Genomic DNA, 12,602 nt, shown 5'->3' on the forward strand with positions numbered 1-12,602 from the left:
AACAAGCCCCCCCAGGAAGGCCTGTATCAGCACTTTCTGGCGGTAGCCCGTGCCGTGGATATCCCGCAAATCCTGTATAACGTGCCCGGCCGGACCTCCTGTGATCTGTTGCCGGAGACCGTGGAACGCTTGAGCAAGGTGCCAAACATTGTCGGCATCAAGGAAGCCACCGGGAATCTGGAGCGTGCCCGTGAAATCCGTGAGCGTTGCGGTGACGACTTCATGCTTTATTCCGGCGATGACGCCACCGCTTTGGATTTTATCCTGGCTGGCGGCCACGGCGATATTTCGGTGACCGCCAATGTGGCTCCGGCGAAAATGGCAGCCATGTGTGAAGCGGCCCTGGCCGGGGATGCAGATAAAGCCCGTGCACTGAATGCGGAACTTGAACCCCTGCACCGTGATCTGTTTATTGAAGCGAATCCGATCCCGGTAAAATGGGCACTGTTTGAAATGGGGCTGATTGACGCAGGTATCCGGCTGCCGCTGGTGTCGCTGTCAGAAGCTGCCCAGCCGCGGTTGCGTGAAACCATGCGCCAGTGCGGCCTGCTGGAGGTTAAATGAAGAAAGCGGCGCTGCTTGTACCACTGATGCTCGCCCTGATGGTTGCCGGTTGTAGCTGGTTGCCGGATAGCAGTCTGGAATACCGCAAAGCCGCGGTGACCGATCCGATCAAGGTGCCGGAAGGTGGCGTGTTTATTGGTGAGCAGCCGCTGTATGCGGTGCCTCGTCAGGACGAGCGGTTGACCGGCCCCCGTGAGGATGAAGACCGTTTTCAGCCACCTCGCCCGCCGCAACTGGTGGTGCTGGGTAATGCCCCGGACAAGGAGAACGACGAGCCTGTGCCGGAAGGGGAGTCCGCCAAGGCACTGCTGGGCCGTGATGGCAACGGCTACCCGATTATCATGATGTCCACCCGCTATGCCTGGGCGTGGGAATACGTGGGAGATGCCCTGAAGCAGACCGACTTGAAAGTCAGCGACCGCGATCGCGAAGTGGGGATCTTCTATCTCAAGGTGCCCAACCGTTATGAACTGGGTGCCCGTGAAGCACAGCTGAAACTGAGCCATACCACCAATGGTATTCAGGTGGCGGTCCTGAACGAGAAAGGCACCGCGCTGGTGGAGAAAACCCCGGGGCTGGCCATTCTCGAGCGAATCTACGACGAGCTCGATTAATGCAACTGGCGTCACTGGGCAGTGGCAGTAAAGGCAATGCCACGCTGGTGCTGGCTGACGATACCCTGGTCCTGATCGATTGCGGTTTCACGGTGAAAGAAACCGAGGCGCGGCTGGGGAGGCTGGGGCTGGCAGCGGATCAGCTCAGTGCGATTCTGGTTACCCATGAGCATGGCGATCATATTCGCAGCGCCGGGGCGCTGGCCCGCAAGGTGGGCTGTCCAGTGTATAGCTCCTTTGGTACCGCCAGTGCGGTGCATGACAAGCGGGCGACGCTGAAAGGCGCCGATTGGCAGGAAGTTCGCCCCGGCCGGGCGTTTAGCCTGGGGGCCATGGAGATCCTGCCGGTGCTGGTGCCCCACGATGCCCGCGAACCTTGCCAGTACCGTTTTTCCTGGCAGCAGCGCACCGTGGGGGTGCTGACGGACCTGGGGGCGATTACTCCCCACGTGGTGGATGCCTACCGGGAATGTGATGCGCTGGTACTGGAATGCAATCACGACCCCCAGTTGCTGGCGTCGGGGCCGTATCCATCATCGTTGAAACGGCGCGTGGGTGGTATGTTGGGGCATCTGAGCAATGATCAGGCGGCGGCGTTGCTGCGCCAGGCCAATGTGGACCGCCTGCAACACCTGGTGCTCTCGCACCTGAGCGAACAGAACAACACGTCCCGGCACGCACTGGATGCGGTCGAACGGGTGATTACCCAGGGGCGTGAACGAATTGGCGTTGCCAGCCAGACGGAAGGGTTTGACTGGCTGCAAGTACATTAATACTGACCTGAGTAATAGGCCTTTCCATGGAAAAACGCGACGAGTTGTATGCCGGCAAAGCCAAGTCTGTGTACACCACCGATGACGCGGACAAGCTGATCATGCTGTTTCGTGATGACACCTCTGCCTTTGACGGCAAGAAAAAGGAGGCGTTGGCACGCAAGGGAGCGGTGAACAATCAGTTCAACGCGGCCATCATGGAAAAGCTGAAAGCGGCGGGTATTCCCTGCCACTTCGAGAAAACCCTGTCGGCCACCGAATCCCTGGTCAAGAAGATGGACATGATCCCGGTGGAGTGCGTGGTGCGTAACATCGCCGCAGGCTCCATTTGTCGTCGTCTGGGCGTGGAAGAAGGGCTGGAATTGAACCCGCCCACATTCGAATTCTTCCTCAAGGATGATGACTTGGGCGACCCCATGGTCAATGATTACCATATTCAAAGCTTTGGCTGGGCCACCGATGAGCAGGTGGCGCAGATGAAAGCGCTTACCTTCCAGGTGAACGATGTGCTCAAGCAGCTGTTTCTGGACGGTGGCATGCTGCTGGTGGATTACAAGCTGGAATTTGGTGTGTTTAATGGTGAAGTGTTGCTGGGCGATGAATTCAGCCCGGACGGTTGCCGCCTGTGGGACAAGGATACCCGCGAAAAGCTGGACAAGGACCGCTTCCGCCAAGGGTTGGGCGGTGTGGTAGAGGCCTACGAAGAAGTGGGTAAGCGTCTGGGGATGACGTTCGAGTATTGATCAATCACATGAGCCTGCCGGGCCGACCGGTGCCGGCAGGCTGCCAATAATAAGTAAAAAAAGGAGAGGGTATGAAATCCGTAATGCGTATGACTGTTATCGGGCTGCTGGCCGCCGTTCTCAGTGGTTGTTTCCTTACCAAGCTGGCGACGACCCCCATGCGTTTGGTCGGAGCGGCCGGGTCCGTGGTCGGGGCCGTGCTGTCGATTATTCCGGTGGCCGGTAATGCCGCGGATGAAGCGCTGGAAAAGGTCGACGGCGCCATTGACGGGACTGCGGACAGCATCGATAAAATCCCGCTCTGATCCTGCTGAATCTGCCCCGGCCGGCATTGATGCCGGTTGGTGGTGACGCCCTGGCGCTTGTAATCGGCCGGGGGGTTGTGAAAAATACAGGCTCTTTGCCGGGGCTTGCCCGATATAACAACAATAAACTGGAGTTTGCCATGCGTCGCTGGCTACTTTCCTTCCTTGTGTTGCTGCCCCTCTCGGCGGCGGCGGACAATGCCCTGATCGGTATCGGTTACCTCAATGGTCTGGTCGGGCTTAATCTCGAATGGGCTACCGAAAAGAACAGTTTTTACGGCATGCCTGCCTATTATGTGGATTCCAGTGGCCTGGATACGGAAGAGTTCCGCTGGGTAGCGGGCTGGCGCCGCAAGATGGAACGCGGACTCATGTCAGAGAAGGGTTTCTACACAGGCCTGATGGCGGGTGATCTGGGCGGCGAACGCCACTATGAGCGGCTGGGCGCAGGCGTTGAGCTGGGCCACCAGTGGGTGAAACCGTATTCCCGCTGGACCGTGAGCGCGGCGGTGGGGGTGCTGGAGTCCCTGGATTGCACGGAGTACCGTACCAATGTGGGTTGCGATAGTCAGGAAGAGCAGGACCAGTATGATCTGGATGTGGAGCCTGTGGTGGTGTTGGGCGTGAGCTTTAGCCTGCGTCGTTGATGACTCCTGAACCCGAGATCACTGTTTTATTTTATGAAAAAGCCGCTTGTTTGAGCGGCTTTTCTCGTTCTGATTATTCCGCTTGGATGCCACGCCGGGCAAAACTGTAAGCCCAACTTTTCGTTAGATTAGCCACGCCTTTCTCTTGCTTTTTCCGCTTATGCCCTTTTGGCGGGCAACAGTTTTGCACAGCGAACACGCTTATTTCACTTGATGCGTGAACGTTGAGGTCTAAGCTATTGATTTGCAGTGTGTATTTTTAAGTCTTTGATTTAAAAGACTTTAATATTATGGCCATTTTTTCATCATCCCAATGACATGGCAGGCGCGGCAGGCGGTGGGGACGGTTCCTGACAGTCTATGCACAGAGTTATCCACAGAAGTTGTGGGTAACTTTATCTCCTGTGCCACAGGGTTCTGCGCAGAAGGTTATCGTTTCAGCATGGGCAGGGGACGCCAGGGCTGGCTGAGTAGTTGTTGGCCGCTGAGCTTTAGCAGTAGCGGATGAAAGCCTGCATTGGGGAAGCCCCGTTTGATCAACCGGATTCGCGCAATGGGAATGCCGAAACGCAGCAGTCCCAGGCTTACATCAACCCAGTCTGCCCGGCGGAATACTTCGGTGAGGTCCAGGTGGTTGCGGCTGAAGCGACTGAGCTTGTGGTGATTCATGATCATGTTGCGCACGTCCTGACACCAATCGTCCAGGCCTTCTTCCTGAAGGTAGTGTTCAGCGAGGCGGGCGGACGGTTGCAGATAGTCGAAGGTGCCGGCGAGCCAGATACCTGCATCATGGAAAAAGGCGGCGACCTGCAGTTTATCCAGCTCTTCGTCGTTGATGGGGCGTTGCGCCATGACCAGGTTTACCAGCCGATAGACATGGTTGCGGTACGCGGTCTGTTGTTTACCAAAACGCTCTGCGTATTGGTCGAACAGTTGCTCCACTCTGGGTAACTGGGTGATCAAGTCCTTGTTCATGTAGCTCCGCCCGATATCGGGTGTGGTTACAGTTCTTGTTGTGGGTAAATCGGTGCTGCAGCTGGATCAGTATGGCACTGATGCATTTGATACTGACGGGGGATGGTTGGCAAATCCAGCACTTGGTGGTGGCATTCTTGTGTACTATAGTCGGACAAGCTTAATTGGATTGTTCAACAAGTACCGGGGGTTCGGTGAGCTTTAAAGCGAAGGAAAGCCTCTCTGAGCAAATTGCCCAGCATCTCGCTCAGCAAATCATCCATGGTGACATGCTGGCCGGTGATCGCATTCAGGAACTGCGAGTCGCAGGGGAACTGGATGTCAGCCGGGGGTCCGTGCGTGAGGCATTGCTGATTTTGCAGCGCCGCCAGCTGATCGACATTCTGCCGCGCCGGGGTGCGGTGGTGAAGGAAATGTCCGAAGCCCATGTGCGCAGCCTGTATGAAGTCATGCAGGTGTTGCTGGGGCTGGTGATTCGCAAGGCCATTAAAGTGGTGCGCGAGGAGGACCTGGATTCGTTCATTGAGTTGGTTCACGGTTTGCAAGTGGCGGCGGAGGAGCGCGACCACGATGTCTTCTTTACCCTCAGCTTTCGCTTTCTGGAGCATGTCTATCCGTTTGCCCGCAATGTCTTTGTGGAAGATGTGCTGATCAATATGCAGCCGGCCATGCAGCGGGCTTACTTTATGGCTCTGCATCTGGAACCGGATGAGATCAAAGAGTGTTTGTCGTTCTTCAAGGCGTTGGTGGAAACCATTTTCCGCCGTGATGTGCGTTCGGCCCTGGAAATTATCCGCGAGTTTGCCGAGCATCAGTCGGACCTGGTGGAAGAGTCCATCACCCGCGCGCGCCAGATTGAAACCGCCTGGGGCTCGCGCCGCCGCAAGTAATGCGGTGCTGGGGCGCGGCTGGATCACGGATGATTGGTAATCTGCAACGAGGGTCTTGCCCTGACGGATCAAGCTGCATAGAATTGCCACCCTCTTTAGGCACGTAGCTCAGTTGGTTAGAGCACCACCTTGACATGGTGGGGGTCGGTGGTTCGAATCCACTCGTGCCTACCAGATTCAGACGAGAAGGGCCTGTCGCAGTGATGCGACAGGCCCTTTTTCGTTTTCGCTCCTCCAGTATCGCGCCCGGTAGAATGCGAACGCCTCAAACAGGAGAACGTTGTAATGCCTGAAGCGGATTACCTGGGGGCTGCCCGGCCAGGACTGACGCTGTATCTGCCTCACCGGCCTCTGGGGATGGTCCCGGATGCTGCCGCGCTGGTGGCGGCCAACTCCAATCACTGGCGAAAGATCCTGAATCTGCTGGCCAAGGTGGCGTGCCCGGTGGCGGAGGATTGGCGGCGCTACCGGGATCAAGTGCTGTTTAAGGAGACGGCGCTGTGTTTTGCACCGGTGTTGGCTCAGGGGCCTTGCTGGCACTGGATCGGTGGCAAGGAAAACCTGCTGCGTTTTAGCGGTTTGCGGCACGGTGCCCGGCCGTTGCATGGCGCCCCGGAGATTGCTGTGGACCCGCAAAAACGGCTGCTGCTGACGCCTTACCCGGATTATCGCCAGCTCAGCAATGCCCGTGTAGAGCAGGTGCGCGGGGCTCTGCGCGAGCACCATTTCTACCCTGGTGTTGCATGAGCCTGCCTTATTTTCTGGGGTGCCCACAGTGGCAACATCCCGCCTGGAATGCGCGGCTGCCGGTTGGCGGCAGTCCTCTGGAGCGTTACAGCCGGGTGTTCAATGCGGTTGAGGGAAATACGTCTTTTTATGCCACACCCTCGCGAAATCAGTGTGAGCAATGGCGCGCCCAGGTGCCGCAAGGGTTTCGTTTCCTGTTCAAGTTTCCCCGGCAGATTACCCACGACGATTTGTTGCGTGGCGTGGAGGGCCAGGTGCGGGCGTTTGTGGAACGGCTGGATCCGTTGAGCGATGTGCTGGGTCCGTTCTTGCTGCAGCTGCCGGCGGCCTTTGGTCCACAAAATCTGGCGGACTTGTGGCGGTTTGTGGATGCGTTGCCCCCATCGCTGCACTGTACGGTTGAGGTGCGTCATCGGGATTTTTTTGCCAAGGGCGATGCGGAAAGGGCACTGAATCGTGGCCTGCTGGAACGTAGCTTTGCGCGGGTTTGTTTTGACAGTCGGGCTTTGTTTGCCGCCAGTGCAGAGGACCCGGCAACACGGGAGGCCCAGCGCAAGAAGCCCCGGCTGCCGGTGCATGTGTTGCCGGGCGAGGCGGCGCCGGTGATTCGTTATGTGGGTCACCCGGATTTACTGGCCAACCGGCCGTTTCTTGCGCCCTGGGTCGAGCGGGTGGCGTGCTGGATTGAGGCAGGCAAGCAGCCCTGTGCGTTTATTCACATGCCGGATAATGGCGACGCGCTGGCCCTGGCTGCATTGTGGCACGAGATGCTGACGGAACGTTTGCCGTGGCTGACACCGTTGCCGTTGGGGCGGCAGGTGAGTCAGCCAGGATTATTCTGAGATAACGCTGAGACAACAAAGAGGCGAGTTTCGAAGTGCAGAACCCGGCCGGGTTTCGTTACTCGCCTCTCGTTGCTGTCTGTTAATTCAGGGCGATGAGCGTGCCATCGCGGCGGCGGGAATTTTCCGCCCACACCAGCAGATCGTAGTAGCGGCGAATATGACGGACGTACACCACCGCCTGGCCGCCCCGGGCGTTGCCGTAGCGAAGCTGGTCTGCATAGGCCGGCTTGGCCAGCAGCGGCAGGCGCTGTTTCACGTCCTGCCAGTTGTCCGGGTCGCCGCCCTGGCGCTGGGTCAGCACGCGGGCATCTTCCAGGTGGCCAAAGCCCACGTTGTAGGCGGCCAGCGCCATCCAGGTGCGGCTTGGCTCGGGAATGCGGTCGGGAATCCGCGCATGGGTGCGTCGCAGGTAGGCGGCGCCGGCGCTGATGCTCTGTGACGGATCGGTGCGATCACTGATACCCATCTGGCGAGCGGTATCGTTGGTGAGCATCATCAGGCCCTTGACCCCGGTGGGGGAGATGGCCTGGGGGTCCCACAGGGATTCCTGGTAGGCGAGGGCAGCCAGCAGGCGCCAGTCAAAGCCGCTGTTGTCTTCGGCTTCCTTGAACAGCCCTTCATAAAGCGGCAGGCGGTCGTCCAGGTGGCGCATAAAGCTGCGTGCCGCGTACAGGTTGAACTGTTCCACATGCCCGTAAAAGCGGTCTTCCAGCTTGGCGGTAGTGCCGTCCGCCTTGGCTTGGGTCAGGTAGCGCTGCGCGGCCATATACAGGCTTTTGTCATCTTTCGGATTAAAGGCCCAGGCCAGCGGCATATCGGTGGCCACGGTGTAATCGGCAATCAGGTCAGGCCAGAGCGCACGTTGCAGGGCGTAACTGTTGGAATTGATCAGGGTGTAGTCGACCTGACCGTCTTCCACCAGCGCCAGCAGTTGCTCGGGGGTGGCGTTTTCCACTTCCTGGAATGCCAGCTCGGGATTGTCCAGCTGTGCCTTGATCAGCAGCTCGGCGTGGCTGGAGCCGGCGCTTACTGCCACCTTCTGGTCGTTCAGCTCGCTCAGGTCGGTAATTCGTGGGCTGCTCAGGCGGCGTACCAGCAGGGTATCGATATTTTGGTAGCGAGTGCTGAAGCGCAGGCTTTCGCTGCGCTCTGTGGTGGCGACCAGGCCAGCGGCGGCAATGTCTGCCGTGCCCTTGCGGATAGCATAGCGGATGTAGGAGAGATCGTCGGATTCGAGGATGCGCAGTTCTACCCCCAGGCTGTCAGCGAACCCTTTGGCGAGTTCGTATTCCATGCCGGTGAAACCGTGCTGATCTTCGTAATAGGTCGTGTTGGACGGGCGGGTTAGCACCACCAGCTCCCCACGGGCGATAACGCGCTCCATGGCGGAGGGGGTGGGACGCATGGCCAGCATTAGCCCCAGTACGCTGAACAGTGCCAGCGAGGCGAGCAAATGCTTGCTGTGTCGAAAGAATACCGTCACTTGGTGGTACCTCTGTCAGGTTGTCCAGACAGGTCGATACTGCTTACCGCCGACCGGTGAAAGGCCCTATGCCTTCGCTATTGTTCCTTACTTGTGATCTATATCACGAAATTGCGGCGCAACTCTATCATCGGCAAATGGCTGTTCTGTAAAGCTTTGTCGAACAATTGCTCCTTTTTTGCACAATTTTTAAAAGTCAGGAAAAGAGCATTAAATTGCGTATCAGGCGTCATTCGTAGGTGTTTTGCTGCTGCCTGATGACAGGGTGAGCCGGCCTGTTCCGGGCGCAAATTGCGGAGTAAATCGGCGGCTTGAGAGGCTGCGAGCGACGAGCAAATCCCGTATCATTGCCGACCTGAATAACTGGCACCCCTCAATCCCTATTGGTAATCATATAAGGCGCACTATGCTGATCCTCTCCGGAAGCCCGGCCCTGTCCGCATTTCGTAAGGAAAAACTGCTTGAGTCCCTGAATGGCGTATCGGCCCTGTCGGCGCGCTATGTGCATTTTGTGGAGTTGTCTGCGCCACTGGATGCTGCGCAGCAGCAGATACTGGAAGGCTTGCTTCAGTATGGCCCCAGTGTCGAAGAGGCCCAGGTTGAGGGGCAGCGTTTCGTGGTTGTGCCCCGCCCGGGCACGATTTCCCCCTGGTCGTCCAAGGCCACGGATATTTGCCACAACGCCGGGTTGACCCAGGTAGAGCGGATTGAGCGCGGTATTGAATATCGCCTGGACGCAGACGGTGACCGCGACGCTCTGGCCGCCGCCCTGCACGACCGGATGGTCGAAGTGGTGCTGGCAGAGCTGGACGATGCCGAAGCCTTGTTTACCCATCACCAGCCCCGGGAATTGACCACCGTGGATATTCTCGGCGGTGGCCGTGGGGCGCTGGAAGCGGCCAATGGAGAGCTGGGCCTGGCGTTGGCGGCGGATGAGATTGAATACCTGGTGGAACAGTTCACTGCGCTCGGACGTAACCCCTCAGACGCAGAATTGATGATGTTTGCCCAGGCCAACTCCGAGCACTGCCGCCACAAGATTTTCAATGCGGACTGGACGATTGACGGCGAAGAACAGGATCTGAGCCTGTTCGGGATGATCCGCAATACCTACAAGCATGCGCCGGAAGGGGTGCTAAGCGCTTACAGCGATAACTCGTCGGTAGTGGCCGGTCCGGTGGCTGATCGCTTTTTCCCTGCGCCGGGCAGTCAGCAGTACCAGTTCGTGAACGAACCGGTGCATATGCTGATGAAGGTGGAAACCCATAACCACCCTACGGCGATTGCGCCGCATCCGGGGGCGGCCACCGGTTCCGGTGGTGAAATCCGTGACGAAGGTGCCACCGGCCGTGGCTCCAAGCCCAAGGCCGGGTTGAACGGCTTTTCCGTATCCAATCTGAATATCCCCGGTTTTGGCCAGCCCTGGGAGCAGCCCTACGGTAAACCCGGGCGCATTGCCTCTGCACTGGACATCATGATCGAGGGGCCGATTGGCGCTGCTGCATTCAATAACGAATTTGGTCGTCCCAATCTGTGTGGTTACTTCCGTACCCTGGAAATTAACGCACCAGGTGTGAACGGTGATGAGATGCGCGGTTACCACAAGCCGATCATGATCGCCGGTGGCCTGGGCAACATCCGTGATGGTCATGTGGAGAAGAACCCGATTCCCGCCGGCGCCAAGATTATTGTGTTGGGTGGCCCGGCCATGCTGATCGGGCTGGGCGGCGGGGCGGCCAGTTCCATGGCCTCCGGCCAGTCTGCGGAAGCGCTGGATTTTGCTTCAGTGCAGCGCGAGAACCCGGAAATTGAGCGTCGGGTACAGGAAGTGATTGATCGCTGCTGGGCCCGCGGGGACGATAACCCGATTGTATCCATTCACGATGTGGGCGCTGGCGGTTTGTCCAACGCCTTGCCGGAGCTGGTCCACGATCATGATATGGGCGCCCAGCTGGAGCTGCGCAAAGTGCCCAGTTCCGAGCCCGGCATGAGCCCGGTGGAAATCTGGTGTAATGAAGCCCAGGAGCGTTATGTGCTGGCCGTGATGCCAGACGATTTGCCGGACTTCGACGCCATCTGTCAGCGTGAGCGCACTCCCTACGCTGTGCTGGGCGAAGCCACCGATGCCGAGCACCTGACCGTGAGCGATGAGCATTTCGGCAAGGCGCCGGTGGATCTGCCCATGGACCTGCTGTTCGGCAAACCGCCGAAAATGCTGCGCAGTTTCGAGCGCGAAGATTTTGTGCGTCAGGCGTTCACCACTGAAGATATCGACCTGAAAGAAGCCGGTGAGCGGGTGATGCGCCTGCCGTCCGTGGCCTCCAAGAGCTTCCTGATTACCATCGGCGACCGCTCCATTACCGGGCTGGTGCACCGGGACCAGATGGTTGGCCCCTGGCAGGTGCCGGTGGCTGATTGTGCTGTGACCGCTACCGGCTTTAATCCCAACGCAGACAACAAAACCACAGGCGAAGCCATGGCCATGGGGGAGCGTACCCCGGTGGCTCTGGTGGACGCAGCGGCGTCCGGGCGGATGGCGGTGGCCGAGTCCATCACCAATATTGCCGGCGCCCATCTGGGCGATCTGGGCCAGATCAGCATGTCGGCCAACTGGATGGCGGCAGCGGGTCACCCGGGTGAAGATCAGGCTTTGTTCGATGCGGTGAAAGCGGTGGGCATGGACCTGTGTCCGAAGTTGGGTATCGCCATTCCGGTGGGCAAGGATTCGTTGTCCATGCGCACGGTCTGGAACGACAAGGGCATCGATAAAAGCGTCACCGCACCCATGTCGCTGGTGATTTCTGCCTTTTCCACGGTGACCGACATCGACCTGACGGTGACCCCGGAGCTGAAAACCGGTGTGGACAGCGAACTGCTGCTGCTGGACCTGGGCCGTGGTCAGAACCGCATGGCCGGCTCCGCCCTGGCGCAGGTGTACGGCAAGGTCGGTGATATCGCGCCGGACCTGGACGATGCCAAAGACCTGATCGCTTTCTTCGAGGTGACCCAGCAGTTGCTGGCCGAACGCAAACTGTTGGCCTATCACGACCGCTCCGACGGCGGTCTGTTTACCAGCCTGGTGGAAATGGCCTTTGCTGCCCGCACGGGGCTGGATATTTCCCTGGATCCCCTGGCCGGCGATACCCCGGAAGCCGTGGCGGCGCTGTTTACCGAAGAGCTGGGCGCGGTGTTGCAGGTGGAAAAATCCCACGCGGAAGAAGTGGTTGCCCGTTATGCCGAGGCGGGTCTCGGGCAGTGTGTTCACCGTTTGGGACAACCGGATGGCGACGATGTGATTCGCCTGCGTTTGGGGGGGGGGATTTTGCTGGAAACCCCGCGCCGTGAATTGCAGCGTATCTGGGCGGAAACCAGTTATCAGGTGCAGTCCCTGCGGGATAACCCGGATTGTGCCCGTCAGGAATTTGATGCGATTCCGCACAGCAATGGTCCGGGCCTGAATGTGCGGCTGACCTTTGATATGACGGAAAACCCGGCGGCGCCGTTCATCAATACTGGCAACAAACCGCAAATGGCCATCCTGCGCGAGCAGGGCGTTAATGGTCAGACAGAAATGGCGGCGGCGTTTGATCGCGTCGGCTTCTCCGCCGTTGATGTGCACATGAGTGATTTGCTCGAAGGCCGTGTGAAGCTGGATGACTTCAAGGGGCTGGTGGCCTGTGGCGGTTTCTCCTACGGGGACGTGCTGGGTGCCGGCGGTGGCTGGGCCAAGACCGTGCTCTATAACGACGCAATGCGCGAAGCGTTTAACCGTTTCTTCTTCCGTGAAGACACCTTTGCGCTGGGGGTCTGTAACGGCTGCCAGATGCTGTCGCATTTGAAAGACCTGATTCCCGGGGCGGAACACTGGCCGCGTTTTGTGCGTAACCTGTCTGAGCAGTTCGAGGCGCGTACTTCTCTGGTGGAAGTGCAGGATTCCCCGTCCATCTTGTTGAAAGACATGGCTGGCACGCGCATTCCGATTGCCGTGGCTCATGGGGAAGGCCGTNCACATAGCG

At 58.7% G+C, this 12,602-nt stretch carries 12 protein-coding genes and 1 tRNA gene; 11 read left to right on the plus strand and 2 right to left on the minus strand.

The window, feature by feature from the left end; all coding sequences use genetic code 11:
* The 6 genes from dapA to A3730_RS07835 form a co-directional block, all read left to right on the plus strand.
* The coding region (gene dapA / locus A3730_RS07810) for a 4-hydroxy-tetrahydrodipicolinate synthase (protein ID WP_063537849.1) at positions 1 to 564 on the plus strand (564 nt) is incomplete at its 5' end.
* Complete coding sequence (bamC, locus tag A3730_RS07815; protein ID WP_063537851.1) at positions 561 to 1,178, plus strand: outer membrane protein assembly factor BamC; 618 nt, start codon at positions 561 to 563, stop codon at positions 1,176 to 1,178. The genes dapA and bamC, both read left to right, overlap by 4 nt.
* The gene (locus A3730_RS07820) at positions 1,178 to 1,951 is read left to right on the plus strand and encodes an MBL fold metallo-hydrolase (protein ID WP_063519816.1); all 774 of its coding nucleotides are present in this window, start codon (positions 1,178 to 1,180) and stop codon (positions 1,949 to 1,951) included. The genes bamC and A3730_RS07820 overlap by 1 nt, the downstream gene beginning before the upstream one ends.
* A 26-nt stretch (positions 1,952 to 1,977) precedes the next feature.
* On the plus strand, positions 1,978 to 2,694 hold the full coding sequence (gene purC, locus A3730_RS07825; RefSeq protein WP_063519817.1) for a phosphoribosylaminoimidazolesuccinocarboxamide synthase: 717 nt from the start codon (positions 1,978 to 1,980) through the stop codon (positions 2,692 to 2,694).
* A 71-nt stretch (positions 2,695 to 2,765) separates the two neighbouring features.
* Positions 2,766 to 2,999 carry a DUF6726 family protein gene (locus tag A3730_RS07830; RefSeq protein ID WP_063519818.1) on the plus strand — a complete coding sequence of 78 codons (234 nt, stop codon included), beginning with the start codon at positions 2,766 to 2,768 and terminating at the stop codon, positions 2,997 to 2,999.
* 140 nt (positions 3,000 to 3,139) lie between these two features.
* Positions 3,140 to 3,646 (plus strand): hypothetical protein, encoded by a 507-nt coding sequence (locus A3730_RS07835; RefSeq protein WP_063537857.1) that lies wholly within the window; start codon positions 3,140 to 3,142, stop codon positions 3,644 to 3,646.
* A gap of 429 nt (positions 3,647 to 4,075) precedes the next feature.
* On the opposite strand, the gene A3730_RS07840 is transcribed toward A3730_RS07835, so the two are convergent.
* Positions 4,076 to 4,621 (minus strand): HD domain-containing protein, encoded by a 546-nt coding sequence (locus tag A3730_RS07840; RefSeq protein ID WP_063521336.1) that lies wholly within the window; start codon positions 4,619 to 4,621, stop codon positions 4,076 to 4,078.
* Between the two features lie 194 nt (positions 4,622 to 4,815).
* On the opposite strand from A3730_RS07840, the gene A3730_RS07845 reads away from it, so the two are divergent.
* The 4 genes from A3730_RS07845 (at position 4,816) to A3730_RS07860 (ending at position 7,100) form a co-directional block, all read left to right on the plus strand.
* Positions 4,816 to 5,511, plus strand: a complete 696-nt coding sequence (locus A3730_RS07845) for a GntR family transcriptional regulator (RefSeq protein ID WP_063521337.1) — start codon at positions 4,816 to 4,818, stop codon at positions 5,509 to 5,511.
* 97 nt (positions 5,512 to 5,608) lie between these two features.
* Positions 5,609 to 5,685, plus strand: a tRNA-Val gene (locus A3730_RS07850).
* A 111-nt stretch (positions 5,686 to 5,796) separates the two neighbouring features.
* Positions 5,797 to 6,258: a hypothetical protein gene (locus A3730_RS07855; protein WP_063518834.1), complete on the plus strand. Its 462-nt coding sequence runs from the start codon at positions 5,797 to 5,799 to the stop codon at positions 6,256 to 6,258.
* Positions 6,255 to 7,100 carry a DUF72 domain-containing protein gene (locus A3730_RS07860; protein ID WP_063521338.1) on the plus strand — a complete coding sequence of 282 codons (846 nt, stop codon included), beginning with the start codon at positions 6,255 to 6,257 and terminating at the stop codon, positions 7,098 to 7,100. Before A3730_RS07855 ends, A3730_RS07860 begins: the two co-directional genes overlap by 4 nt.
* Before the next feature lie 82 nt (positions 7,101 to 7,182).
* On the opposite strand, the gene mltF is transcribed toward A3730_RS07860, so the two are convergent.
* Positions 7,183 to 8,586 carry a membrane-bound lytic murein transglycosylase MltF gene (mltF, locus tag A3730_RS07865; protein ID WP_063537853.1) on the minus strand — a complete coding sequence of 468 codons (1,404 nt, stop codon included), beginning with the start codon at positions 8,584 to 8,586 and terminating at the stop codon, positions 7,183 to 7,185.
* 406 nt (positions 8,587 to 8,992) lie between these two features.
* On the opposite strand from mltF, the gene purL reads away from it, so the two are divergent.
* Positions 8,993 to 12,602, plus strand: a 3,610-nt coding sequence (gene purL / locus A3730_RS07870; protein WP_063537855.1) for a phosphoribosylformylglycinamidine synthase, incomplete at its 3' end; no start/stop codon positions are given.

It is taken from the genome of Alcanivorax sp. HI0044 (assembly GCF_001634945.1).

Excerpts from the sequence above, each read along its gene's own strand:
- A3730_RS07820 (WP_063519816.1), top strand. The coding sequence starts at position 1,178 with ATGCAACTGGCGTCACTGGGCAGTGGCAGTAAAGGCAATGCCACGCTG.
- A3730_RS07830 (WP_063519818.1), top strand. The coding sequence starts at position 2,766 with ATGAAATCCGTAATGCGTATGACTGTTATCGGGCTGCTGGCCGCCGTT.
- bamC (WP_063537851.1), top strand. The coding sequence starts at position 561 with ATGAAGAAAGCGGCGCTGCTTGTACCACTGATGCTCGCCCTGATGGTT.
- A3730_RS07835 (WP_063537857.1), top strand. The coding sequence starts at position 3,140 with ATGCGTCGCTGGCTACTTTCCTTCCTTGTGTTGCTGCCCCTCTCGGCG.
- A3730_RS07840 (WP_063521336.1), bottom strand. The coding sequence starts at position 4,621 with ATGAACAAGGACTTGATCACCCAGTTACCCAGAGTGGAGCAACTGTTC.
- A3730_RS07860 (WP_063521338.1), top strand. The coding sequence starts at position 6,255 with ATGAGCCTGCCTTATTTTCTGGGGTGCCCACAGTGGCAACATCCCGCC.
- purC (WP_063519817.1), top strand. The coding sequence starts at position 1,978 with ATGGAAAAACGCGACGAGTTGTATGCCGGCAAAGCCAAGTCTGTGTAC.
- A3730_RS07855 (WP_063518834.1), top strand. The coding sequence starts at position 5,797 with ATGCCTGAAGCGGATTACCTGGGGGCTGCCCGGCCAGGACTGACGCTG.